Origin of the sequence: Olivibacter jilunii (assembly GCF_900607235.1) — a bacterium.
Lineage (GTDB): Bacteria > Bacteroidota > Bacteroidia > Sphingobacteriales > Sphingobacteriaceae > Olivibacter > Olivibacter oleidegradans.
Genome location: NZ_LR027861.1, coordinates 1 through 26,580 on the forward strand (window position 1 = coordinate 1; position 26,580 = coordinate 26,580).

At 41.3% G+C, this 26,580-nt stretch carries 20 protein-coding genes; 8 read left to right on the forward strand and 12 right to left on the reverse strand.

Features of this window, described 5'->3' with window-relative positions:
- From metI to E0E36_RS26530, 6 genes are all read right to left on the reverse strand, one after another.
- The coding region (gene metI, locus E0E36_RS26505) for a methionine ABC transporter permease MetI (protein ID WP_130858441.1) at positions 1-502 on the reverse strand (502 nt) is incomplete at its 3' end.
- Complete coding sequence (locus E0E36_RS26510; protein ID WP_130858442.1) at positions 495-1,529, reverse strand: methionine ABC transporter ATP-binding protein; 1,035 nt, start codon at positions 1,527-1,529, stop codon at positions 495-497. The genes E0E36_RS26510 and metI, both read right to left, overlap by 8 nt.
- A gap of 137 nt (positions 1,530-1,666) precedes the next feature.
- A complete protein-coding gene (locus tag E0E36_RS26515) occupies positions 1,667-4,105 on the reverse strand; it encodes a serine hydrolase (RefSeq protein ID WP_130858443.1) in 2,439 nt (812 codons plus the stop codon).
- Positions 4,102-6,207, reverse strand: a complete 2,106-nt coding sequence (locus E0E36_RS26520; RefSeq protein ID WP_130858444.1) for a S9 family peptidase — start codon at positions 6,205-6,207, stop codon at positions 4,102-4,104. The genes E0E36_RS26515 and E0E36_RS26520 overlap by 4 nt, the downstream gene beginning before the upstream one ends.
- A gap of 31 nt (positions 6,208-6,238) precedes the next feature.
- Positions 6,239-7,651: a SusD/RagB family nutrient-binding outer membrane lipoprotein gene (locus E0E36_RS26525; RefSeq protein WP_130858445.1), complete on the reverse strand. Its 1,413-nt coding sequence runs from the start codon at positions 7,649-7,651 to the stop codon at positions 6,239-6,241.
- Between the two features lie 10 nt (positions 7,652-7,661).
- A complete protein-coding gene (locus E0E36_RS26530) occupies positions 7,662-10,814 on the reverse strand; it encodes a SusC/RagA family TonB-linked outer membrane protein (protein ID WP_130858446.1) in 3,153 nt (1,050 codons plus the stop codon).
- A 281-nt stretch (positions 10,815-11,095) separates the two neighbouring features.
- Here E0E36_RS26530 and E0E36_RS26535 point away from each other — a divergent pair, with 281 nt between their 5' ends.
- Together E0E36_RS26535 and E0E36_RS26540 are read left to right on the forward strand one after the other, a co-directional pair.
- Positions 11,096-12,721 (forward strand): dihydroxyacetone kinase subunit DhaK, encoded by a 1,626-nt coding sequence (locus tag E0E36_RS26535; RefSeq protein ID WP_130858447.1) that lies wholly within the window; start codon positions 11,096-11,098, stop codon positions 12,719-12,721.
- Between the two features lie 70 nt (positions 12,722-12,791).
- Positions 12,792-13,034, forward strand: coding sequence for a hypothetical protein (locus E0E36_RS26540; RefSeq protein ID WP_130858448.1), 243 nt, complete (start codon positions 12,792-12,794; stop codon positions 13,032-13,034).
- Positions 13,035-13,066: 32 nt separating this feature from the next.
- On the opposite strand, the gene E0E36_RS26545 is transcribed toward E0E36_RS26540, so the two are convergent.
- A complete protein-coding gene (locus E0E36_RS26545; protein WP_130858449.1) occupies positions 13,067-13,768 on the reverse strand; it encodes a hypothetical protein in 702 nt (233 codons plus the stop codon).
- 367 nt (positions 13,769-14,135) lie between these two features.
- Between E0E36_RS26545 and E0E36_RS26550 the strand changes: the two genes are divergently transcribed.
- From E0E36_RS26550 to E0E36_RS26560, 3 genes are all read left to right on the forward strand, one after another.
- Positions 14,136-15,413: an NAD(P)/FAD-dependent oxidoreductase gene (locus E0E36_RS26550; protein ID WP_130858450.1), complete on the forward strand. Its 1,278-nt coding sequence runs from the start codon at positions 14,136-14,138 to the stop codon at positions 15,411-15,413.
- Between the two features lie 124 nt (positions 15,414-15,537).
- A complete protein-coding gene (locus E0E36_RS26555) occupies positions 15,538-17,508 on the forward strand; it encodes a M1 family metallopeptidase (RefSeq protein WP_130858451.1) in 1,971 nt (656 codons plus the stop codon).
- 11 nt (positions 17,509-17,519) lie between these two features.
- Positions 17,520-17,945 (forward strand): acyl-CoA thioesterase, encoded by a 426-nt coding sequence (locus E0E36_RS26560; protein ID WP_130858452.1) that lies wholly within the window; start codon positions 17,520-17,522, stop codon positions 17,943-17,945.
- Positions 17,946-18,019: 74 nt separating this feature from the next.
- Here E0E36_RS26560 and E0E36_RS26565 read toward each other — a convergent pair whose 3' ends face one another.
- Entirely contained in the window at positions 18,020-18,889 is an 870-nt protein-coding gene (locus E0E36_RS26565) for an SDR family oxidoreductase (RefSeq protein WP_130858453.1), read from the reverse strand.
- Positions 18,890-19,208: 319 nt separating this feature from the next.
- Here E0E36_RS26565 and E0E36_RS26570 point away from each other — a divergent pair, with 319 nt between their 5' ends.
- Positions 19,209-20,462 carry a BamA/TamA family outer membrane protein gene (locus E0E36_RS26570; RefSeq protein ID WP_130858454.1) on the forward strand — a complete coding sequence of 418 codons (1,254 nt, stop codon included), beginning with the start codon at positions 19,209-19,211 and terminating at the stop codon, positions 20,460-20,462.
- A gap of 80 nt (positions 20,463-20,542) precedes the next feature.
- Here E0E36_RS26570 and E0E36_RS26575 read toward each other — a convergent pair whose 3' ends face one another.
- The 3 genes from E0E36_RS26575 to E0E36_RS26585 form a co-directional block, all read right to left on the reverse strand.
- A complete protein-coding gene (locus E0E36_RS26575) occupies positions 20,543-20,758 on the reverse strand; it encodes a DUF2905 domain-containing protein (RefSeq protein WP_013667779.1) in 216 nt (71 codons plus the stop codon).
- Positions 20,759-20,774: 16 nt separating this feature from the next.
- Positions 20,775-22,028 carry an MFS transporter gene (locus tag E0E36_RS26580; protein ID WP_130858455.1) on the reverse strand — a complete coding sequence of 418 codons (1,254 nt, stop codon included), beginning with the start codon at positions 22,026-22,028 and terminating at the stop codon, positions 20,775-20,777.
- A gap of 239 nt (positions 22,029-22,267) precedes the next feature.
- Positions 22,268-23,761, reverse strand: a complete 1,494-nt coding sequence (locus E0E36_RS26585) for a gluconokinase (protein WP_130858456.1) — start codon at positions 23,759-23,761, stop codon at positions 22,268-22,270.
- A gap of 469 nt (positions 23,762-24,230) precedes the next feature.
- On the opposite strand from E0E36_RS26585, the gene E0E36_RS26590 reads away from it, so the two are divergent.
- Together E0E36_RS26590 and E0E36_RS26595 are read left to right on the forward strand one after the other, a co-directional pair.
- Positions 24,231-24,425 carry a hypothetical protein gene (locus E0E36_RS26590; protein ID WP_013667783.1) on the forward strand — a complete coding sequence of 65 codons (195 nt, stop codon included), beginning with the start codon at positions 24,231-24,233 and terminating at the stop codon, positions 24,423-24,425.
- Between the two features lie 155 nt (positions 24,426-24,580).
- Positions 24,581-25,051: an LIC11966 family surface protein gene (locus E0E36_RS26595; RefSeq protein ID WP_130858457.1), complete on the forward strand. Its 471-nt coding sequence runs from the start codon at positions 24,581-24,583 to the stop codon at positions 25,049-25,051.
- A gap of 119 nt (positions 25,052-25,170) precedes the next feature.
- Here E0E36_RS26595 and E0E36_RS26600 read toward each other — a convergent pair whose 3' ends face one another.
- The gene (locus E0E36_RS26600) at positions 25,171-26,535 is read right to left on the reverse strand and encodes a sulfatase-like hydrolase/transferase (protein WP_130858458.1); all 1,365 of its coding nucleotides are present in this window, start codon (positions 26,533-26,535) and stop codon (positions 25,171-25,173) included.
- Positions 26,536-26,580 lie beyond the last annotated feature (45 nt).

Here is a 26,580-nt window from a genome sequence, read left to right on the forward strand (position 1 = left end):
CCACAGCCCCACCCATAGCTGAATAACCAACTAAGGTAATAAGCGTCATGCTTGCACTGTTTATAATGGCGGGAAGGGGTTCGGGGAATAATACTTTACGAACAACCTGAATAGGCTTAGCTCCCATGGCTCTTGCTGCTTCAACCAGTCCGTGCGGCACTTCCAACAAGCAGTTCTCAATCATTCTGGCAATAAAGGGCGCAGCACCGATACTTAAGGGCACTAGGGCGGCCCCAACTCCGATGGATGTACCTACTACCAAACGGGTGAAAGGAATCATCCAAACGATAAGAATAATAAAGGGAATCGAACGAAAGACGTTTACAACTACCGCGATAACTCTATTTAACTTTCTGTTAGCCAACATCTGTTCTTCGCGTGTCATAAACAATAAAACACCCGTCGGCAAACCCAAACAGAAACCAAAAAAACCCGATACAAAGGTCATAACGATTGTTTCCCAGGTTCCTTTTAATAGCATCAGCAGCATTGCGTCAGACATAACCTATGACCTCCACCTCTAATTTTTTGTCTTTAAAATAATTAATCACATTTGTTATCGCATCGATACTACCACTGATTTTCAATAACATAACACCGACTTGCATATCTCCTAGCGTATCCATTTTCGCATTCAATACTTCATAATCAATGCCAAATAACTTGACAATGGAAGAAAGCAAAGGCTGATCAGTGCTAGCTCCATTAAAACGCACTTTTAACAATAAATCCTTGCCGTTATCTTCAGAAACCTGTACTAAACGATTCAGATACTCGTGTGCGATATCTACGTGAAGGGAAGAATTTATAAATTGCTGCGTTAAATCAGTCTTTGCATTTGAAAATATTTCTCGTACACTGCCCCGCTCTATTACTCTCCCTTCCGATAAAACAGCAACATCATCACAAATTGCCTTCACTACATCCATTTCATGGGTGATTAGGACAATCGTTATATTTAATCGTTTATTGATATCTTTTAACAAGTTTAAAATGGATCGAGTTGTCGCCGGATCGAGCGCACTGGTTGCTTCATCGCAAAGCAAAACAGCAGGATCGCTCGCTAATGCTCTGGCTATGGCTACACGCTGTTTTTGCCCACCCGATAAGCTAGCGGGATATTCGTCACTTTTACTCTCCAAACCAACTAAATCCAACAGTTCTTTAACTTTTAATTGAATATGTTCTTTTGATGTGCCAATTAACTCAAGGGGAAAAGCGATATTTTCGAAAACTGTTCGCGAGGACAATAAATTAAAATGCTGAAATATCATACCGATCTTTCGTCTGACATCGATGAGTTTACCTGGTGACAATGTCATAAGATCCACATCATTAATCAGCACTTGACCTTGGGTAGGTCTTTCAAGTAAATTAATACATCTTATGAGCGTGCTTTTCCCAGCACCCGATGAACCAATAATTCCATATATACGACCTTCCGGAATTTTCAAGTTGACCTCGGTAAGCGCCTTAATATCGATGTTTTTCTTCCGAAAAACTTTGCTTATATCCTTTAGTTCAATCATATATTTACCGTCCGTAAAGCCGACGATGTCCTGATGTATTATTGATATATCAAAACCAAATTACAGCCTCAACAAGAATAGAGAGGCAAAGGTAGAATAAAAGTTAAAAATCTACAACTCTAATAGACTATTAAGGTTTATTCGGTTGTATCCTTATTACATACATAATGATAAAAAACACCTGATATCTCAGCCAGGTATTGTTGCGCCAACTTTTCATCGACTCCCATAGAAAGTAATATGAGTACATATTTCCTTCCGTCCGGTAAAAAAACGATACCTGAATCATGGCACACCTTGTTGATTGAGCCGGTTTTATTAGCCACTTTGACGTCCGCTGGCAACTCTGCAGGGATTATGCCTCGAAAATGCTGCTTCATCAGTATATCGAGCATTTGTTCGCTCGATCTGCTGTTAATCATTTCGCCTCTTGCCAGTTGTACGAACAAGAGTGATAGATCATAGGCGCTTACCATATTGTTCATTCCATGTGCAAAGGCTTTACTATCTTCCACACCTCGAAGAATTTTCATTTCCTTCGCTCCTAAACGTTCCATTGTCTTCATCACATTCTTTGCCCCCACTAGATCTATTACAATGTTAGTCGCAAGGTTACTACTCTGTGTTATCATTCGCAAAAGCAAATCGGCAAGCGCCGCCTTCTTTCCTATTAATGAATAAAGTCCTTGTTCACTGTCGTCCCGTGCGTCAATTGCATAACTACTACCATCATAAATGCTTTTGAATTCGTTATAAACTTCAACAGAGTCCGACAGCGCTAACTTACCGCGTTCTATTTGCCTAAATGTCTCCGCCAATACAGGTGTCTTCATTGTACTGGCAGCATGAAACAATTGGTGTTCATTATAGAAAAAGGTATCGTTATCCGATAAATCTTTAAATGCTATCGCGAAAGTTCCGGGATTTCCTTTTTGAAGAACTTTCTCTATTTTTCTCTTTAACATTAAGGTATCATTTATGGCGTTTTTATCAGGTTTGAGAATTACCGACTCCCAGTCGTTATCTGCATCAGTAAAGGTCGATATGAAGTTCGCCTCACGGATTGATTTGTCGGGATTCAAAGAAAAGGATAACATGGGCGCTGAACTTCGATCCCGGTTGTCAAAAGCTAGATTAAAGATATCTCCATGAAAGTGCCATAACGATGCATTTAATTGCGGTGAATTTAAGAATCGTATTTTTAACGAATCATGTTCGGCTTTAATACGAACCTTTCCCAATAACTTATTGGTATATACACCGGTATAGGCTTCTAAAGGTAAACTTAACTTTAACGTGGAGTCGGGACGCAGCTGTTTCTCTATAGAATCTTGTTTAATGCTCGCGTTATCTGCTTCTTTTTTATAGCCGGCGATCCAATCAAAGGACTGTGTTTGTAAATAATAATCTAGCAAGTGATTAATGATGGACCAATAGGCTCCCGACGATAATTGATTAGTCAATACAACAATGCCCAAACGTTTCTGTGGTACCATTGCGATTTGTGAAACAAAACCCGTCAAAAGTCCACCATGCCCGATTACCTCATACCCTCTATAGTCGTATTTTCTGAAACCTAAAGCGTATCCATAGAAATTTTTCTGTGCAGGCTGAAGCCAAGCAGGCTCCTTCGATATCGGCATAGGTCTTACGATCTTCCAAAGCTCCTGCGTCGCGTTCGATGCAAACAAGCGTCCTCCGTTTAATGTTAATCCCGAGTCCAATTGCGCGGCTACCCATTTCGTCATATCAACGGCACAGGATGCTATCCCTCCCGCTGGGTTTCCTGCATCGCCAATATTCTGATCAAAAAAACTGGCAACTACCTTCAATTGGCCTTTTCGTTTCACATGTGCATAAGCAACGTTTTTTTGCTGTTTAAGCATGGAAAACCGGCTTATGCTGTGTTGCATACCTACAACATCGAAAATTCTCTTTTTAATAAAATCTTCCCAAGTTATACCCGACACCTTTTCAATCACTTCACCAGCTGCTATATAGAGAATATTATCATAGGCATATACAGACCGAAAGTCATGTTGAAGGGGTACGTCCGCCAACTTCCGTAATAATTCTTGTCGACTAAAGGTAGAGGGTGGAAACAACAACAAATCATTGGCATATGCGGGTAATCCGCTGTGGTGCACCAATAGATCACGTATCGTTAAATGACTTGTAACATAAGCATCATTCAGTTGAAACCAGGGCAAGTACTTGATTACTCGATCTTCCCATTTTAACTTTCCCTCCTCTACCAATAAGGCTAGAGCCGTTGCCGTAAAGGCTTTACTATTGGAAGCAATACTAAAAAGTGTTTCTTCTGTCACAGGTGCGGCTTCGCCTAACCTCCTCACACCGTAGCCTTTAGTCAGTATGATTTTTCCATCTTTTACAATACCGACGCTTAGCCCCGGCACATCAAAAGTCTTCAGCACCTGATGCACATAGTTGTCAAAGCCTTGGGGTAGAGATAAATCCTGCGCAAGTACCAAGCTGGCCGGAAGCAAGAAACAAAGGAAACTATAAATGAATACCTGTAATCTCAGATACTGAATCTTAAAAATAAAAATTTTCACTTCTCTGTTTTTATTAACGTTTTTTCAAAAAAATCAGCGACTGCGCGGTCAACCTTTAATTGGTTATGATAGCGCATCCAATGATGTGTCTCGTCAGGAATCATAATCGTTTCCAAGTGAATCGATTTCCTCTTTAAACGCTCAATTAAATCAATACTTTGGTGAAAGTCGACATTGCCATCGTCATCACCGTGTATAATTAATGTAGGCGATTTCCAATGATCAACCCACGAAACGGGTGATGACTCCTTAGTTAACTGCATAGCTAGATCCAAGTCAGGCGCCGGTTCAGTCGCACGGAGGTTAATCCGTTCCATGTAATTATGTACACCATGAATATCGACACCTGCCGCAAAAAGGTCTGCATTTTTGCCGAGGGCCAAGGCAGTAAGGTATCCACCATAAGAACCTCCATAGACGCCTATGCGTTGTGCATCTACATCTTTGCGCTTTGCAAGCCATTCACCGGCCGATTGGATGTCTTGATATTCCGATGCGCCAAATCGTCCTGCATTAGCCGGTTTGTGAAACTCGAAACCATAACCGATACCCAGACGGTAATTAACTGCCAATACAACGAAACCCTTGCTCACCAAGTATTGATTCAAGGCATAAGTGTTGGCATAATAATCACCATAGTGCCATCCTGCTAGCATTTGTCGTTGCGGACCGCCGTGAATGAACAGGATGGCCGGATGCCGTTTAACTTTATTCTTAGGCTCAAACAGTTGCCCGTATACGGTTTTTCCATCTATCGATTTCCAACTTACCGACTTTGGCTTTATTAAGGAAGCATCACGAAGTGATTGGGGGATTAACTTTTCTCCAATGAGCTTTACGGAGGCATTGACTTGAAATGGCATCACTGCCGGTGTCGGAGCTAGTTGTTCGGTTGATTTAACAAATACTACGTGCCCGCCATCTCCCGTAAGCTGTGGAAAAGCCTCAATCCCTGTTCCTTTTGTTAACGCTTCCATTTGACTGTGACTAACGGACACTCGATACAGGTGACGTCGGTCGATATCATCGTTATTTTCACCTGTATTAGCACTGAATAGCAGCCACTTTCTATCAGCACTTAAATGTACGTGCTCCACCATAAAGTTCCCTGGTGTAAGCAATGAGGCTTCGCCACCTGCTGATGAAATGCTATATAAATGTGGCCAGCCGTCATGATAAGATAAAAACACAATACGTTCTTTATCCGCCCAATGCAAATTAAAACCTCCATCTGTAGTTGGAACTGAACCACTTAGGCTATGGGGAGAAGACCATATTTTCGTACTGCGACCATCATCCAAATCGCAGCGCCAAATCGTCCAAGGCCTCGCTTTTTGTACCGTTAACGAGTCTGAGGCACCACCAATGGCTGCTGTCCTTACGAAAACAACCGCAGTGCCATCAGGCGCCCATCGAGGGGATAAATCCCGACTAAAATCCGGTGCTAACCATTGAATGGGTGTTTTTATATCATGAAATACGCCAATGAGTGAATGATCATCCCGATCGGAGACAAAAACAACTTTAGAACCATCCGGCGAAAATTGGGCCCCGCCATTTTTACCACGAGCAAAGAATAAAGGCTTCGCTTCTTGCCCACCATTAATGGGAACCGTCCAAAGCTGTCCATCTTGCTCAAATAAAACCTCCTTGCTATCCGGTGCAATGATGGGATAATCTCCTTCTCCTAAACATATTGGATCTCCGCCTTCAAAGGGTATGCTCCAAACTTCTACTTTTGGCTTAATAGGGAGAGATGAAGGATTTCTTGGCTCACTCTCGTCAAAGGCACCATGATCACCGCCTTTTACATAAACTACCCATCTCCCATCGTTCGAAATTTTAAGACCACTCAGTTCTTGCCCATCGTCTGCTAAGAAGTTGGTTAACCGACGCAATTCAAAAGTTGGTCCTTCAGCAACCCATATGTTTCGCTTCCCTTGCTCATTGATTGCCAATCCTATTTTACTTCCCGTACCACCCGTTACTAAGGAAGAAGGAAAGGGATAGGATGTAAGTGTTTCTAAACTCAATTCCTGCGACTTACAAAAGAAGCAACCAATAACAAAAAGACAACCAAGAATATTCTTTTTAAGGTGCATATTTTATTGTTCTAAAACTAAGCGATAGCTATTAAGGTTGATCCCACCAAAGTGGGGTATCTAAGGGCTCATCTGCCGGCACATTACTACTATTTCGGCCACGTTCATCAGCGGGATAAGCAACTCGTCTAATAAAATTATTTAGATAAGCGTTCAATGGCAACCTAAAATCTTTATATTGATAGTCATTTCTTCGCATATCATTCCAAGCTTCGGGATTCAAATAGGTAACAACGTATTTTTCTTTGAAGATCAGTTCCAAACTTAGGTTAGCTGCTCCAACTGCTACCGTTCTATTTTGCAGGTACGCATCCCTATCAGAAACAGCCACGCCCAGTTTGTCCATATGGGCTTGGATGCCTGCTAAATAAGCCTCGTAAGCACGATTATTGTTTCCAACACGTAATGCAGCCTCTGCTTCAACAAATTTAAGTTCTGCGTAAGTCATAATAACCAACGGAGCTGCTTCTGCGGTAAGAGGTGAATTGGTACTGATATAACATTCATCGTGGACTGTATTCGGACCTCCAACATTGCCCTGACCATTGCGAGTTCCAACGTAGTTGCCATTAATAGTCTTATCAGTAATTTTAGCGATGCGCGGATCTTCGAAACCATAGGTAGCCCCATTCAGATGATTAACAAAATTATCTGATAACCAACCACCTAATAGATTATTAGCATTATTTCTAGCAATCTGCGCCCATGGATTTATACCTAGAAAAGTATTCATGCTAGACTCGTCATCCGTTGATTGATAAGAGCTATCCAATGCGGCGAGAACAGCCGTTGGATCATAGCTCGACTTTTTGGACAGCTTATTCAGCAAGCGTGCTCTCAATCCGTAGGCAGTTTTAATCCATGCGCTTACATCTCCGTGGTGCATTAAATCCGAGGTTTCATCCAATTCGCTTGTAACGCCGGTTTTTCGTAGGTCTGCTATTCCTCGGTCAATCAGTTGAAGGGACTCGCTGTACAGTGCATCCTCACTGTCATAAGCCGGCGTTAATATATCATTAGCATAAAAGGCTTGTGAGAAAGGGGCTCTTCCCCAAACATCGGCTACCAAACCTAGCTGATAAGCCATCAATATTCTACCTGCTCCTGCATGGTGAAACGCATCTGTTGAATCGGCCTTTTGGATCATATCATATAGATCGGCCATTGCGTAATAAACGTCATTCCATTCTTCTGAATCATCCGTTACTTGATAGGTGTCAGCTGCCCCACTAGCTGAGGGATTTGCCAGATATTGCGTATAATAGCTTGTAATCAGACCAAACTGTTGCATATTCAACGCTGCTTTTTGCGTCGCTGTTGTCAACATGGCATTGATTGGTGGATCTTGCACCAAATTGGGATTTTCGTTCAGATCAAAATAATCCTTGCAACTTGAACATAAAATAATTCCCAGTAGCGCTATATATATAAATTTTGCCTTCATAATCGTATGTTTAAAAACCAACATTTAAAGTAAACAAAAAGCTTCTAACGGATGGATAAGTCATTCCCGCAAAAGCATCCACATTAGAACCGCTATTTGTTGTTGTGCTCTCCGGGTCGAAACCCGAGTAATCTGTCCATAAAGCCAAGTTGTTTCCGGTGACCGACAACTGAACGCTTTTTACAAAACTATTTTGCAACCACTTTTGTGGAAATCGATATCCTAACGAAACCGAACGAAGGCGTACCCATGAAGCGTCTTCTACAAAGTTCTCGGATACACCGCGGTGGATGATTCTATAATAGCCATCGCCATAATTAAGTCCCGTGGCAGGGTCAACACCCTGACCGAGCCATACCTCCTTTGTATTTGGTGTGCCGTCTGCCAATACACCCTCAAAAACCATATGGTCATTTCTATTTTCCGTGTACTTGGCCATGCCAAAGGCTGAGTAAAAATTCGCTAATTGATTATATCGCTCCTGACCCACTCGGGCGTCAATAAGAAAGGATAAAGACAGATCTTTATAATTAAAGGTATTGCTCCATCCTCCTAACCAATCCGGCTGCACATTTCCTAACTTCTTCTTATTAGCAACCGCATCCAGTATTGGAAAACCGTTATCCCCTATTAAAAGTGGTCTGTTCGGATCAATTTCATCCGATTGATCCAAACCTTGCGCTATTTCGTCCGGTGTATAATAACGTCTTAATACCCGACCATATAAGTCGCCATAGGCTTCTCCGGGGATCAGCCACATGTATACGTTGGAACTCAAATAACCAAATTCATTTCCCGCCTCTATTTGCGTTAAATCTTCCCGAAGCGATAAAACTTTATTTCTGTTCATTGAAAAATTCAAGCGCGTATCCCAACTGAAATCATCGAACTGAACAGGTCTTGCATTAACAGAGAGCTCTATCCCCTGATTGCGCATACTGCCCGCATTAACCGCGGCGTTCACATAACCGATACTTGAAGATACCGGAATCTTAATAATTTGATCTTTGCTTACAGAATGATAATAATTAAAATCGAAACTTAATCTGTTTTGTAAGAAAGCCATGCTTAAACCGGTTTCCCAGGTGTCTGTAAATTCCGGCTTCAACAGTGGGTCACCTAATAAGTTTGGTCGCGTAAACCCACTATACCCTGTGGGGAGACCGCGGTAGATTGCTAAGCCACGACTGGTTGAATATGGGTCAGCGTCCTTACCGATCCTAGCATAGGAGAAACGGAACTTGGCATTATCAATGCCGTCAGGCAATTTCAGATGATCAGAGAACACATAACTAAGTGTGGCAGATGGATAAAAGAAGGAGTTCCGTGGATTTACCAAGGAGGAAGTGATATCATTTCTACCGGTTAGTGTTAAATATAGATAGTTTTTATAGTTAAAGGAAAGTTCACCAAAAATACCCATGAGCCTGTATTTCTCTTCATAAGTGTCAGCCTGAATTGTTTTGGCGTTTGGTAATGAAAACCAATCATATACACTTAAATTAGATCCCTCTGTATTTTCCCGCCTGATATAACGATCGTATAAATCGTGTCCCAACCGTAAAGTCGCACCGAAATCATCTGAAAACTGGTGATCAGCGCTTGCAATGAAAGTGCTATTGATGGAACGGAAGTTTTGATTATAAACCCGCATGAAACCTAGCCCGGGATTCGCATCGGTTCCGTTTTCTTCCACCAATCGCTCACCTACCAAATCTCTAAACCCTAGGGCCGTGCCCAAACGATTATCACGATAAGTATCTATTCCGGCCCGATAAGAAAGGTTTAACCACTCAATTGGTTTATAGGAGAAGTTGACATTTCCTATAAATCGTAAAACGTCATCTTTAAAACGATTGGTTTCGGCTACGTATCGAGGGTTGGTCGTTGTTCCGTAAGAACGCATCGTGCCATTGTCTTCTAAATAGTCATTCACGTCATGACGGGGCGACCAATAAATTAATTGCTCAATGTACCTACCGGCATTACCCCGATAACCACCCGAATTATTAACACTCATGTTGACACCGCCATTGAACTTTTCGCTTAATTTAAAGGTCGTATTCAATCGGGCCTGGTAATTCTTGAAATCTGTCGCCGGTAATACCCCTTCTTGATTTAGCTGGGACAAGGAAGATAGGAAAGTAATCTTTTCTGAGCCACCCGACAATGTCAACGTATTTTTAAACTGAGAACCTGTCCTAAACGCATCTTTAACATGGTCATATAACTGGGCAGGATGCGTTGGATCAATAGCGCGTGCGTCGGCTACCGTTGGTCCCCAAGACGGCCAGAAAGACGCTGGATCATACTCTCCTTGCCACCCCTGCGTATAGGTGTTTTGCAACTCGGGGAAACGCGCAACGTTTTCAAAACCGGCTGTTCCTTGATAGTCAATTTTCAAACTACCGGACTTACCTGACTTCGTGGTAATAACGACCACGCCATTGGCACCCCGTAAACCATATAAAGCGGTAGCGGCGCCTCCTCGTAAGATATTAATGGTTTCTATATCATCGGGATTGACGTCAACCGCTCTATTGCTCAATCCTCTACCTTCTGCTCCTTCGCCTTGAACGGATGTACTGTTATCCATTAATACGCCATCGATCACAAATAAGGGCTGATTATCCCGTGCAGGATCCAATGAGTTGATACCCCGTATCTGGATCCTTGCTCCCTGCCCGGGTGCTCCACCGGTACTACTGATGGTAACTCCCGCAACCTTACCTTGTAAAGCATTTACCATATTAGGTTGCTTATTATAGTTGAGCTCTTCAGCTGTCACTTTTTGCGCAGTATATCCTAACGAACGCTCATCTCTTCGAATACCTAAAGCAGTCACCACCACTTCGTCTAATCCGGAGGCGATGGGTTTTAAACGGGCATCAACACGTGTTTCAGCGCCGACAGTAAGTTCTAATGGTTCCATGCCTATGTAAGAAAACACAAGGATACTTCCGCGGGTGGCAACTAGCTCATAAATACCTTGTGCGTTGGTTTGTGTTCGCCGTTCGGTGCCCTTGATGGTTACCGTTACACCGGATAAACTTTCTCCCGTGTTTATATCAATAACCCTACCCTGAATGGTCTTTTCTTGTGCATAGGCATAGCTTGAACTCAGCACAAAAAGAAACAACAGAAATTGTCTTAATTTTTTCATATCATTTTGTTTAGTTAATTAGGTGGCAAACAACTTAAATAAACATGAAGTTCAAACTCTTCATACATCGAAAAGCGAACAGCTATAAAAAACTAATCCCTTGATTTAATACGTTTATAATGGTAAGGCCAATTTAAAAAGAAATCTTTGGATTATGCGTTTTTTGTAGTATTTTTTTTCGAAAACGAAAAATAACGCATAAAACTTCTTCAGTTTTACAATCTTACCAATAAATGAACATCTAAGAGAAATTCTTCATTAACTTGCCAAAAAAATCGATCATGAAATTCTTTATCAATAAAGTGGATCAAATCGTAAATGAAGCGATAGACGGACTCTTAACTAATCCTAATTTGGTTAAATTGGATAGTTTCCCAGAAGTACGTGTTGTACTACGCAAAGATTGGGACAAGTCAAAAGTTGCAGTCATCTCCGGTGGCGGATCCGGGCATGAACCTGCCCACGCCGGCTTTGTAGGAAAAGGGATGCTAACAGCCGCCGTTTGCGGAGACATATTTGCCTCTCCATCCGTTGATGCCGTTTTATCAGCCATCTTAGCTACGGCTGGTTCTAAAGGGTGTCTACTTATTATAAAGAATTATACAGGCGATCGGCTCAATTTCGGCCTAGCTGCGGAACAAGCACGAGCACTTGGTCTTCAGGTCGAGATTGTAACCGTTGATGATGATATTGCACTTGGCACCGATGTAAAAAGAAGAGGTCTGGCGGGGACATTATTCGTTCATAAAATAGCAGGGTATCTAGCCGAGGAAGGCAAGTCGCTGCAGGAAATTGTAGAGGCAGCACACCATGTGATTGATAACACGATATCCATCGGGCTATCACTTACCGAATGTCAACATTTAGGGCAAGAACCTACCATGCGATTAAATGACAATGAAGTTGAACTAGGCTTGGGTATACATGGAGAACCCGGAATAGAAGTTATTCCTTACGCACAAGCTGATAAGCTCATGGAGCTGGTGGTCGACAAATTAGCACAGCACTTACCTGAAGAGAACGGAAAATACGCCATGATTTTCAACAACATGGGAAGTGTAAGTCCAATAGAAATGAACTTATTGCTCAATAGTTTTCGTAAAACACATTTGGCCGATAAGGTTGAATATGTTGTTGGCCCGGCGGCACTGATGTCGTCTATTAACATGAGCGGCTTCTCCGTTTCGCTGCTCGCGTTAAATAACGACCTTGAAAGGGCGTTAATAGCACCTGTTAATCTCGCTACTTGGCAAATACAGACGTTTTCGAAACCGAACGTTGTACCACACCCGATGCTTCCTAAAACCATTCCGTACGAAGCATCAAGCAATAGTCGTGTACAACAATTTATAGAATGCATTGCTGAACTTTTGATTTTGTCGGAAGCGGAAATCAATAAATTGGATATACAAGTTGGCGATGGGGATGCGGGCTCTACTTTTGCAATTGCCGGACGGCGCTTGTTATCGTCCATTCATGCACTACCTTTAAATGAGCCTGAAAAATTATTGTCAAGTATAGGTCGTATCTTATCAAGGGAAACCGGTGGTTCCAGTGGTGTTCTTTTATCCATCCTGTTTACCGCCGCCGGAAATGAATTTTCAACCTTACAAGACATGGGGCAAGCGCTTCTGCAAGGATTAAAGAAAATGAACACATACGGCGGGGCTCAAGTAGGTGATCGCACCATGGTGGATGCACTGCAACCCGCTTTTGAAGCATTGGCTCAACAAAAGGATCTTCAGGAAGTAGCGAAGCAAGCTCGAAAAGGTGCCGATGGAACAAAGAATATAACCAAGACCAAATTCGGCCGCTCCGCATATCTGTCCGAAGCTGTATTAAAAAGTGTACCGGACCCGGGCGCAGAAATTGTCGCGCGTATATTTGAACGTATTGCTTCTTTATAAAACAGCGAAGCGCTATCAAAGGGTTTATATCGGCGAGGCAATTGTATTTTAATTTAAGTATGTTTGCAGCATGGAGCAAGCATTAACACACGAGTTACTGAATAAATTAAAGGAGGACGGCTTCACCGTTCTTTTCGCGCCCGGACAGCATCATCAGCAATCTTATGTATTTATACCCATCGGAGTGGATGTTGATGAATTCCAACGTTTAACAGCGCTTCCCGATTATCAGCAAGATGCTTTTTTTACGCTGGAAGAAGCATTACTTATGGAGGAAAGCGAGTTATTTAAGCATAAAGTAATTACTAGTTAGCGGCACTTTTCTTATTGTTAAATACAGTAACTTTAATCAGCATCAACAAAGGCATCTCCCCCAATAAATAACATATTCATAGAAGGCCTTGCCGGACTACCTGAAGCACCTACTGCAAACGAGCGACGTACTTCCCGACCGTCATTATAACGAAGAGTCAACGTATGTTTATCAATAGTATAAGTGCCGGCATTTTTACTTTTTTTCCAGGCAGCGGAGCTCGGTGTACTGATGCCTGAATTAGTTCCTTCTTCGAAGTACTGATTATCTAGAAAGCTAATCTTATTAATGATCAGTGCATGGGTACCGTTGCCATAGTCTCCGCCGCTCGTCCGCTTATATACGTTTTTTAATGGTAGGCTCTTATGATATGCATAAGCTGGGAACCAATTTCCTGAGCCTAATTTGTAGTCAACAGTTTTTCCTTTATAATTAGTGAGGTAATAGACACCGTTCTTTAATTGCCACTTGCCCCAAGCTTTCGGCTTTTGCTGTTTGGAAGTACCAATCTCCACTTCATCGAGCGGCTCTTCACCTACCTCAAAATAATCGCCGTTTTTAAATAGCACAAGGGGTTCAAAGGTAATGGACACCGGATAGCCGCTAATCGCTCTAAAAAACCAACCTTCAATTGCCAACGGTCCTTGCCTTATATCTTTTTCTTTTTGTTGGCTGTTAGTAATTGGGATGACGCCAATCGTAAAAAAAACAAAAATCAACAATCTCTTTTTCATAAGATATTTCTTTTCAATAGTTCTCACTAACTCCAAGACTGGTTCAAATATAATGAGCTGCCTGAAAAGAAAACATCCTAAAAAACCATGATATTGTTATAGCTATTCTTAGCCACTTATAAAGACACCGTGCGATAAAGCTTGTAGTTTCATGTTTATCCGTAAAAATGTATTCCTTCCTGTTACCTAAATTAGTCATTACAACTTAATAATTACGAATAAGAGCCGAAGACGATTCTTTTCTATGCCAAACAATATGTACTTTGTACCAGTTAAATAGGTGACCTGCACGTGCTGGATCAGAAATTCAAAAAATTAACCTAGGATTCAGGACCTGGTATTGTTAAAACAAAAAACAATAACATATATGAAAATAGTAGTTGTTGGCGGTGGATTTGCCGGCATTAATTTCATAAAATCCATCGAATCGGATAAAAGATTCGAAATCACTTTGGTGGATAAAAATAATTATCACTTTTTCCCTCCGCTCCTCTATCAAGTCGCTTCCGCATTTATTGAACCGTCCAATATTAGCTACCCCTTTCGCCGAATGTTTCAGAAAAAAGATAATTTGCGTTTTCACATGGGTAGTTTAATTCAAGTGAATGTATCGGAAAACACAATCGATACAGATACAGGAACTTTATCATATGATTACCTTGTTCTCGCATTAGGTACAGAGACAAACTATTTCGGCATGGAGTCGGTAAAAAACGACTCGCTACCCATGAAAACAATAGACGAAGCCCTTCATTTACGCAACCATATTCTCTTAAATATGGAGAAAGTAGTCAGAATGCAGGACACCGCTCGGCGAGATGGCTTACTTAATATTGTTGTGGCGGGAGGTGGGCCTACCGGTGTTGAGTTTGCGGGAATGTTGGCTGAATTAGGCGGTTATATAGCGGCAAAAGAATATCCTGAGATCAAAGATTTTAGATCGCATATTTACCTTGTCAATTCCGGGCCTGTATTACTGGGCCCTATGAGTAAAACTGCCCAACAAGAAGCGGAGAAAGTTTTAACCAAGTTAGGTGTTAATGTGATTTTAAATGCGGCAGTAAAGGATTACCTCAATGGGCGTGTCATCTTGTCGAATGGAAGGACAATTGAGACGGAAGCGCTTATCTGGGCTACGGGAGTTATAGCACGAGAAGTTCCCGGATTACCATCGCAGGTTATAACCCGGGGACGGCGGATTATAGTCGACGCTTTTAATAAAGTAGTAGATACTGCCAATATTTTTGCCATTGGCGATATATGCTATCAAACAACGGACCCCCATTTTCCTGAGGGCCACCCACAGCTTGCTCAAGTGGCTATACAACAGGGAAAATTACTGGCAAAGAATTTATCCCGGGCAGTTAGCGGTCAAGAACAAAAATCTTTTCACTATAAAGATAAGGGAAGCATGGCCATCATTTCCAAATACAAAGCAGTAGCTGATCTTCCAAAGTTTTCTTTTAAAGGATTTTTTGCCTGGGTGCTTTGGTTATTTATCCATATAATCCCCTTAATAGGGTTTAGAAATAAGATGAAGCTGATATTCAGCTGGATGTGGTCTTTTATTACCAATGATCCTACCCTACGTTTAATATTTCGGCCAGGCTCGCATCAAAAGAAGAGAGATAAAGACGATTTTTAATTGGTTTCAGAACGAAACAGCATTTATCTTAAATAAACGTCCGCCAGATTAGCTATTTTTACACTGGCAAATCCCGGACAACAGCAATTTAATAGAATTTTCCATCCTTTACATTCGTTCTTCAATGAAAACCACAAAAATCTTAACGCTTTTTTTCTCATTATTTATAGCGATGGAGTTTAGCGTGATAGACGCCTTTGCTCAATTTTATCCCGAAAAAATCTTTGCACCGGACTTCTATACCTATAAAGGAGACGAATACAGAAGTGCCAGTGGCAAACCTGGCCCTAAATATTGGCAAAATCAGGCAGATTACCGTATACAGGCATCTTTTGACACACTTAACTATAATTTGGAGGGAATAGTGGAAATCCGCTATCAGAATAACAGCCCAGATAAACTAGACCAACTTTGGCTTCAGCTGGACCAAAACAATACCTTGGCTAGTACACGAGGGAATCGAATACAAGCACCGATCGCAGCTGTAGATGCGCGTAAAGGCTATCTAATCAGCTCGGTTAAAATAGAAAGGAACGGGGAATGGGTAGATGCAAGTTATCTAATTGAAGACACCCGCATGCAGATCCGACTGGCAGCTCACCCACTAAAGTCGGGTGAACAACTCAAGCTTTCCATCAAATATGCTTATACTTTACAGAAACAGGGCGGTGGAGGGCGTTCCGGCTATCTAGATACTAAAAACGGTAAGATTTTTGAATTTTCTTATTGGTATCCGCGCTTATGTGTCTATGATGATTATTATGGCTGGAATACGCTACCTTTTATGGGTAGCGGAGAAATGTATCTCGATTATGGAAATATTGATTTTTCGATAACCGCACCCGCCGGTGCCTTGGTCGTTGCTACAGGCGATCTAATCAATAAAGAAGAAGTTTTAACAGAGAAAACATTAGCCCGGCTTGCCAAAGCTCAAGAATCGGACGCAACGGTCATGATACGCTCAGCATCAGAATTAAAAGAAGGCTTAACAAAAAACAAACGTGGCACGGTAACCTGGCATTTTAATATGAAAAATACGCGCGACGTAGCCTGGGCGTTATCCTCTGCTTTTATTTGGGACGCAGCGCGCATTAATCTACCGGATGGTAAAACAGCCTTGGCACAGTCGGTATATCCTATTGAATCTACAACCGACTCGATTGCTTGGCCAAGGTCAACGGAAATGATCAAAGCTTCAGTGGAACACTATTCAAAAAAATGGTTTGCATTTCCATATCCGGTAGCTACCAGCGTCGCTGGGCCTGTTGGCGGCATGGAGTTTCCCGGCATGGCTTTTAATGGTTATCAAGCGAAACCCTATATCATGTATCTTTTGGCATCACACGAAATAGGACATACTTGGTTTCCAATGATCGTAGGATCTAATGAGCGTCGTTATCCTTTTATGGATGAAGGATTCAATACTTTTCTTAATATTTTGGCGCAGGAAGAATTTAATGATGGGGAATTTGCTCCCAAAAGAGACGGTGAGTATGCACCGGGAGGTGGACATCCGGCGGATGAAATTGTTAAAGTGATTGCGGAAAGCGGAGAAGCTAATACGCTAATGACGCCTCCCGACGCCATGGATCGTAAATATGTGCATCCTCTCGCCTATTTCAAATCTGCTTTTGGTTTGGTTTTACTTAGGGATGTCATTCTCGGACCGGAAAGATTCGACTACGCATTCCGACAATATATTCATAATTGGGCTTATAAACATCCACAACCGGCAGACTTCTTCCGTTCGATAGAAAACGGTGCAGGAGAAGACCTATCCTGGTTTTGGAGGGCTTGGTATTATCATAATTGGCAGTTAGATCAAGCCATTAAAGGGGTGAGCTATGTAAATGGAGAACCAAAAAACGGAGTAATTATCACGGTGGAAAACAAACAACAAATGGCTATGCCTATTTTGGCACGCATTAAAGAAAGTAATGGTACAGTTCACAATTTCACCGTTCCTGTAGAAATTTGGCAACGGGGAGCTGATGCTACGTTTAATGTGAGCACGCAATCAAAAATAATAAGTGTTGAATTAGATCCCGAGCATAAAATTCCGGACATCGACCGATCAAATAATAGTTGGAAATAAATTAGAGGACAATGGAATTTTTAAATTTAAGGTGGGCAGATCTCGATCCTAATTTTCATTTGAGACATAGTGTTTATTATGACCTTGCAGCCCAGGAAAGAATTGCAATTTTAGATCGTTACGGCATAAATGCTGCTGTTATGATCGATCAACATTTTGGGCCGGTACTATTTAAAGAGGAGTGCGTATTTAAACGGGAAATCCGATTATCTTCCCGTATATATATTGACACAAAAGTTCTGAAAATGAAACGCGACGCTTCTTTTTGGGTAATTCAACACAGCTTTATAGCGGAAACGGATACATTACACGCCCTTCTTAAAGTGGAAGGAAGTTGGATGGATACCATCAAACGAAAATTAGCACGCCCTGTCCCTCCAATCGTACTTGAAGGTATGGAAAACTTCCCTAAAACAGCAGATTTTGAATACATCTAAACTTGTAGATGTACGCTTAGCCGCGAAGTCTTTATTTGCTAAAGATTTCGCGACTAGGCGTTAGAAAGTACGCATTAGAAAAAAGAAGCGTAATCTTGAGCAAAAGTTCGAAAATTCCGGGGCGATCTGCCTGTTATTGTTTTTACCGCAGCACTTACTCCTGCGGCCTCTCCCCTAGCGTAATGAGCATAATCTTCTATTAGCCCCGCCGCCTGCCATTGAGGAAACCCGAAGCGAATTAGCTCTTGATACATTTCATCGGGTCCTACATTTATAAATCGGATGGGCCGACCCAATTCTTCTGAAAAACAAGCAGCTATTTCCTCATGCGTGATTGCCTCTGGGCCTGTAAGATCGTAAATCCGATTTTCGTGTCCTTTACCAGTCAGCACTTCGCCAGCCACCCTAGCAATATCGCGGATATCAATTAAACTTATACGAGCATTGCCAATGGGCGCAAAAAACAATCCTTGTTCGGAAATAAGCTTTCTAAAACCTAATAGCCCCTGCATATATAAATTAGGTCGTAAAAAAGTATAAGGTATGCCACTGGCCGCTATTTTCTGCTCAACCACAGCATGATATCTTAAAAAACGCACAGGGGAAACCGGATCTGCTGCAAATTGGGACAATTTAACCAAGTGTTCAACACCTTCCTCTTTCGCCGCTTTCACTAAATTTAACTGCAAGAATTCGGCCTGTTCAGAGGAATCTGTTAGCAGAAATACTTTTTTTATCCCTTCTAATGCTTTTTTGAGACTATTCATATTGGCAAGATCTCCGTGAACAATCTCCGCCCCTTTATATTGAATTAAGCTTGTTTGTTTTGCGCCTTCCCTTGTTAGCGCTTTAAATGAGACATTTTTTTCAGCTAAATAAGCGGTTAATTGTGTGCCTACCGCGCCCGTTGCGCCGACTATTAAAATAGATGCTTTGCTTGTCATAACGTTATATTTATATCGCAAAATTCGGCTTGATGAACCATTCAAAATTGTAAGAAAACGAAATGTTTATTTTACCAATGTTGCTTTATCGATAGAAATATTACACGAATCATCTAAACATAAAATAATCATTTCGTGTTATGGATATTGCTCGGGCGAAAAGCAATTGAAATTTTTGGATTGAAAATTGTTTACGTTCGTTCTGAACATGTTTAAAACAAAGAAGAATATTTTGAAATTTAACAGCTCGTTTAATTCCCGGAAGTCGCTTCTTCGTAAGCACCAAACGTTTAAAAAACACTTAAAGACATGGCTAAGCATGTTCTGTTTGTTAAATGTATATGTATTTAGCTACGGACAAGATACAACTGCAGTGAGAATAGATGAACCTAAGCAGAAAGCTGATTCAACTTTTTATCAATATGATATCAGTGATTTAATAAGGAACATTATCCATCCTAAGAGAAAACCTGATTCGCTTAAGAAGAAATCAGGTATTACCCCTATGCCTAATATAGCTTACAATCCAAGTATTGGAGCCCAGATTGGAATTAAGGCAGTGGCAGGAAAAGTTTTAGGAAACGACCCCAACACGTTGATGTCGGTTGCTGCTACTTCAGCTTCGATTACTACAAAAGGCATCATTTACTTTTACTTAAGTCATAACGTTTACACACCCGGGAATAAATGGAATTTACAAGGAAGCTTAGTAGCTGCAAGAACCGTATCACCCGACTTTGGGATTGGAATTGGGCACGCGGGCGGTGACACTGACGAAGACCGGGTATTGACCAATCCCGAACGTAGAGGCTATACGCAACATGCACAATACTATAACTTCCGAGAAAAAATCTACAAACAGATTCAGGAAAACCTATTTCTCGGAGCAGGTGTATCTTTTGATATCCGTAGGAAAATTGTAGACAGACAAATAGATCAGGGACTTACTCCTTATCATATCTATAACGAGCGATATGGTTTTAAGCAAGAAGACTATATGGCGAATGGCTTCCTGTTCAATGTACAATATACTACCCGCGATAATCAAAATCGTGCGTATAAAGGTATTTATTCCGACGTTGGCATCCGCGTTAATCAAACATGGATAGGAAGTAGCCAAAGTGCTGTACAGATTACGACCGATTTTCGCAAATATTGGAGCTTGTCGAAACGCAACCCTGAACATGTTATCGCATTCTGGAATTGGGGCTCTTATCTCGTCAGTGGAGCCCTACCTTATTTGGAGCTACCTGGTACAGGTAAAGACCCAAGTTTCCGGAGTGGCCGGGGTTATACCGTTTCATATTTTAAGGGTCCATTGTATTTTTATTCGGAAGTTGAATATCGTTTCCCCATTACACGAAACAAGTTCCTGAGTGGTGTTACTTTTTTCCATGTACAAACTGCGAATGACGATCTAGGCACTAAGCTATTCCAGCGTTGGCAACCAGGGGGAGGAGCAGGACTTCGTGTACTCTTCAACAAAGCGACCCGCACCAATCTTTGCCTCGATTATGCTTTTGGTCGATATGGCGCCCGTGGTTTTTTCCTCGGACTGAACGAAGCCTTTTAGCAAATTCTCAAGTCAGTCCAAGGAAATATACCTATTCCGATAGGCAGAAAAAAGTTAGGCAGCTGCATTCGATGTATCGGTTATTCCAAAAATTTCCGATACATCCAAATCAACAAACTTATAAAAACAGATAAGATGACCATGCTGGTAATGGGCATAAAAAAAGTGAATCCCGGTTTTTCTATGCGAATATCCCCAGGGAGCTTTCCGAACCAATTCAGATTAGAATTGGTAAAGTACATAATACAGCCTATAACTACCAAAAGACTTCCTATGTAGATTACTACCTTAGCCATACTTTTTTTAAATTTGTTAATTTATTTCATCCTGTTCAACTTCCGATCGTTCTTTCCGGCGTCCAAGTGCCATCAACGGAGATACCGTAAAAGAAATCAAACCTATTAATACAATTGCTCCGCCTAATATAAAAAACGTGCGGCCGATTCCAATATAATCAGCTATAAACCCCGTGCTCAACAAACCGATGACGGAGGGTAATATCGCAATACTATAGAACATGGAAAATACCCTTCCCATCATAGCGGGATCAATTTCCTCTTGAATAATCGTCGTAAAACTCGCGTTATAAATAGAGGCGGCGACACCGCCAATGGCGGTTAAAATTGCAAAGAAAATAAAAACGTTCATCGGTAACATACCGGAAATAGCTAAAGAAAGGCCCAACAGTATGTGCATGTAGTTAATTAAAATAACTTTACTGGCATTGGGTTTAAAAACCCCTAATAACCCGCCTCCCACTAACATTCCTATTCCCCATACGACTTCAATTAAGCTCATTTCAAATTTGCCACCTCCAAAATGCTGTAATGTCAACAACGGAAAAAGGACGGCTACCGGCATAATGCAAAACGTGGCTAAAATGGAAAAAAGAAACAAATAAGATAGTCCTCTATTCTTTGTAACGGCACGGACCCCAATCACGATATCCCGTCCTACTTGTTCAATACTTGCTTTATCTAATATTTGTTGAGCTGGATTTGGAATACGTATAAACAGTAACGACAAAATTGCAATAAAAGCGCCAACAACATCGAGTAAAAGAACATGACCAATATCTAAAAGACCGATGGCAAATGCGCCCAATGCGGGTCCCGCAATATTGGAAACAGATTGGATAATTTGATTAATACCCGCTATACGTAATAGCTGCGATTCAGGTGCCAACAAAGGCACAGACGCTTGCATGGCTGGCATATGAAAAGCAGACCCAGCCGAGCGGAGTCCCAACAACAAATAGATATATATTAACTCAAAATGACCTGCATAAAAAAGTAAGGACATAGCGATGGTGCAAATGCTTATAAAGCCGTCTGCAAAAATCATCGTCTTTTTTCGGTCCCACCGATCGATGAAGACACCGGCAAAGGGCCCTATAAGAGCTTGTGGCAAAAGACCGGCAATAGCCGCATAAGCTAACACCTCTGCGGAGCCCGTTTCTATGCTCAACCAAATGATAACCGCAAAATTAACTGCTGAACTACTTAATAAGGATATAAATTGACCCGTCCAGATAACGAGAAACTTTCTTTTCCAAGAGATTTCCATAAAAAAATGATTAATACCTCAAGAACCTATTGAACTCAAGGATGTTAAACAGAATCTAAAATAAAAGTAATGTTCCAGGAGATGTCCTGAAATAAGATAAGTGTTAAAGAAGTGCTCTTATTAAGCCCTATCTCTATACATAACAATTCTAACGGAAAAAATTAGCCTCATCGGTTATAATTTTAATTGAGAGCAAAATTAACTAAATGCTCCTTATCTCGCAAGTATACTGAACTACGTTAAAATTCGTCTTTTAATTTGATATACAATCGCTCGAAAATTTTAAAATTATTCATATAAGCCTCATGGTCCGCTTGTTTTGGCAAAAAAGAAGAAATGGTTACATCTTGATCATTATAAATAGAAAAGCCATCGATTAATTGTAATGCATTCATACCAACAATGGTCGCTCCCATCGCTGAACTTTCAATGGTCTTTCGAACAAATACTTGTTTGTTGAATATATCTGCAAGCATTTGTACCCAATCACTTGATCGGGCAAAACCGCCGCTCACGAAAATGCAACGGAAAGAACCGGAGGCCTCCTCCAAAGCCCGCGCCACACTGTACAAGCCAAAGAGTACACCTTCCATCATGGCTCTAATAAAATGGGCTTGTTTATGATGCTTTTGAACACCAAAGAAGACGCCTTTTGCATTTGCGTCCCAATGGGGAGCACGTTCGCCTGTCAAATAAGGCAGGAAAACCAAACCATTGGATCCGGGGCTTATCGCAGCGGCTTGTTGAGTCAATAAGGGAATTGTTTCCTCCAACGCTTGTCCATTTGAAGACACAAAACCTTCCTGATACCACTGCAGAATATTGGCGCCGTTATTCACTGCCCCACCCAGCACATAGGTTTCAGGTGATATTACGTAGCTGAAAATCCGTTCCTTTTCATCCCGTGCCGGTTTGTCTGATACCACGCGTATAGCCCCACTGGTTCCAATCGTAACAGAGGCAACGCCTGCATCCATGGCTTGTGCACCTATATTGGCTAAACAGCCATCACTTCCACCTACAATAAAGGGAGTATCGATCGGAAGCCTCATAAAATCGGCATAGTGCGCGTTTAGGCCTCTTGAAATATGCGTAATCGGCACTAATGAAGATAAACGCTCGGCAGAAAGATCTAGTAACGACAATGCAGGATTATACCATTGCTGCTTAGCCGTTTCCAATAATCCCGTGGCAGAAGCTATGGATACGTCAACGATATAGGTTCCAAATAATTTAAAGAATACGTATTCCTTAATAGAGATAAATTTATATGCCGCCTTAAAAATATCAACCTGGTTTTCTTTCATCCACCCAAGCTTGCAAAGTGGCGACATGGGATGAATAGGTGTACCTGTCTTCAAATATATATCGTGGCCTAAAGATGTGCCCTTTAATTGCGTCGCAAATGCTTCACTCCTGGTGTCCGCCCAGATAATACAATTGGTTAGCGGCCTTCCCGCTGAGTCTACGGCCATAAGGCCATGCATCGCACTACTGAAACTGATACCGCGTAATGCCGTCGCTGCCTGATTTCCATTCATAACTTGACGCACTGCGGCGATACAGTTGATGACGGCTTCGAACAGGACTTCGGGATCTTGTTCACTATAAGTGGGTAAAGGAGAAATAACCGGATAGGACATGCGGTGTTCGGTTATCACCTGCCCTTGTAAATTAAAAGCCAAAGCCTTTGTACTCGTAGTTCCAATATCCACGGCTATAATATATTCCATATGAAGTAAGCTCCTCAGCTTTAAAATGATTTTATCTCTCCATTAAGAAGAGAAAATTGTAAAATATAAATATAGTGGTTAGTCCTTTATTCGAAGAGTTTTATAGCAGAAAATATTACACATAATGGATTTTCCGAAATTGCGTGCTCTTTACATTGCAATATTCAGCAATCTCTTATTTCCTCCCGGAAATAAGAAGCATATTTTTCTCATCGGACAATCAAAAAATTACGTATATCACAACAGCAGCAGTCTGTCAAGTATTTACTTAGAACTAACGTTGCGAGAAACACAAAATCACTTCAATAACAGAGAAAAAAAACTATTTATCGCCAACTACACTTCTTTTCGATAAAAACAAGCAAACAAAAAACCATGAAAACACCGAAACATCGCCAGATTCTCACATTAGCTAAATAAAATTTCATATCTTTATTTTTTCCTGCATTCAAACATCGTTTTTTCGCATATGACAAGATTTATCAAAATAATGCATCCAACAGGATTGACTGAATGGATACATATTGATCAGATTTTTTCGTTTTATCCCTTAGAAAACCCCACACCCACACAACAAACCATACTAAACTTAGTCAATGGAAATAAAGTAACCATTTCACAAACAGTGGATGAAGTATTAAAGCAGTTAAAAGATCTTCGATAAAATTCGGTCGCTGGTCTGAGAGAAGAATAGCAACAAGCTGACCATCTCGCTTTAAGCTCATTGCTTCCTTAAAAACCCCTAAAAACAGCGATTTACACGTACTAAATGCGAAATTATCTTTGCTCTAAAAAAGTATTTATCTTAAAAGAATTTCCATGAAAAAAGTATTTATCGGTTTATCTATGATCTTATGTTTACTGACCGCTTATAATTGCAGTCAACCAAAAGATCCTGCGGCGTATAACAATGAATTAATGACCGTAATTAATGACAACGAAAAGCATATTAACGACATGAACGCTGCCATGACTGCTGCCGATTACAGCAAAGCATCAGAGGTAAGAAAAGCTTGGGAAACAAGTTTAAGTGAGCAGATTGCAAAAGTAGAAAAAGCGGGCGATTTTAATGGTGACGAAGTGCTTCAAAAAGGGATATTAAGCGGCTTGAAAGCTTATCAAAAAATTGTAACCGACGATTATCCGAAGCTAATTGATATACGCGCCAATAAAAAAGAAGACCCTCAAACCGAACAACAATTGCTAGAAAATATTAATAACGCCTTCGAAACCGCTGCCAATGACGTCAACAAAGCTTCGAACGATTTCGAAAGTAAATACGCGAAGTAATATTTCTATTGACCCTACACTACCTATTGCTAGAAAAGAAAATCGTACCTGAATATAGGGGCCTGTTTTCCAACACAGAAGACAGCCCCTTCTTCTGCTACCGGCGCGCTACTTAATTTCTATTTGGATGTTGCGTTGAAAGCATCAAACAACTTTTTTAGCTCTTTTGCTTTTTCAGGGAATTCGTCGATAACATTGGTTCGCTCACTCGGGTCATAGGAAACATTAAAAAGTTCTTTAGCTGCAGGATAAGCTTTTCCTGAATTATTATTTATGCCAGCTGGCAACTCCCGATATTTCCAACTACCACTTCTTACTGCTTCCACGTTGCCATGATTAACCAAGTAAATAGGACGGTGTTCAAAATCCAGATCTTTAGCTTTTCCCATGAGCAATGGGGCGATTGATTGCCCATCCAATTCGCGTGCTTTAGGTAATGAGGCATCCGTCAATTCAGCTAAAGTAGGTAATACATCTACGTTGCTAATCGCACTTCGCAGTACGGCTCCTTTTGGTGTGCGTCCTTTCCAGTAAACAATAAACGGCACACGTACCCCGCCCTCATAAGTCTGTGCTTTAGACCCCTTGAACATGCCCGCAGTGCCCACATGCCAATTTTTTGTAACACCGTCGCCACTCATTCTAATAGGATACTCAATCCATGGTCCGTTATCACTGGAAAAAATCAACATGGTATTATCGGCCAATCCTTGCTCTTCCAATGTTTTCCACATCAAAGCCAGCTGCTTATCCAAATCTTCTACAACAGCACCCAAGGCTCCTCCAAAGTGCAACGCTTTCATCCGATCGGCTTCGGCAGCTAAAGCGACCGGTAAGTGAGGCATATTATGGGCGTAGTATAGAAAAAAGGGTTGATCTTTCCTTTGTTCTTTAATAAAACGGATAACTTCTTCGCTGTAAATCCGACTTAAATTAGAATCGGCGGGACCTTGTATCGCAGGCTTTCGGTTTCGAAAAATTTTAATTGTCGTATCTGTTTTCACGTAGGGATCGCGATAATCATGGCTATACAACATGCCAAAAAATGAATCAAAGCCCTGCCCCGTTGGATAGTTGAAATCATGCTTATCTCCTAGGTGCCATTTTCCTACTAAAGCGGTGCGATACCCCACTTCTTTTAACATTTCGGCAATGGTTATTTCTTCGTCCGGCAGCCCTAATGTTGATCCAGGGCCTATCGGATCCGGAAGATTATAACGAGAAGCATAACGTCCGGTCAATAAGGATGCACGTGAAGGCGTACAGGAAGGACTCGTCACCATGAAATCGGTAGCACGAACCCCATTAGCAGCCATTGAATCCAAAAAAGGGGTCGATATGCTAGGGCTACCATAACAACCTAAATCGGAGTACCCCATATCATCGGCCAATACAAGAATAATATTGGGACGCTCTTGCGCGCTTCCGGAACCGAACAGGTAAAAACAATATAAGGCTGTAAGAATTATTTTTTTTATCCACATAGGCTGTAAAATTATAGATTCAGTCGTTAAGACCCAATCATTTTT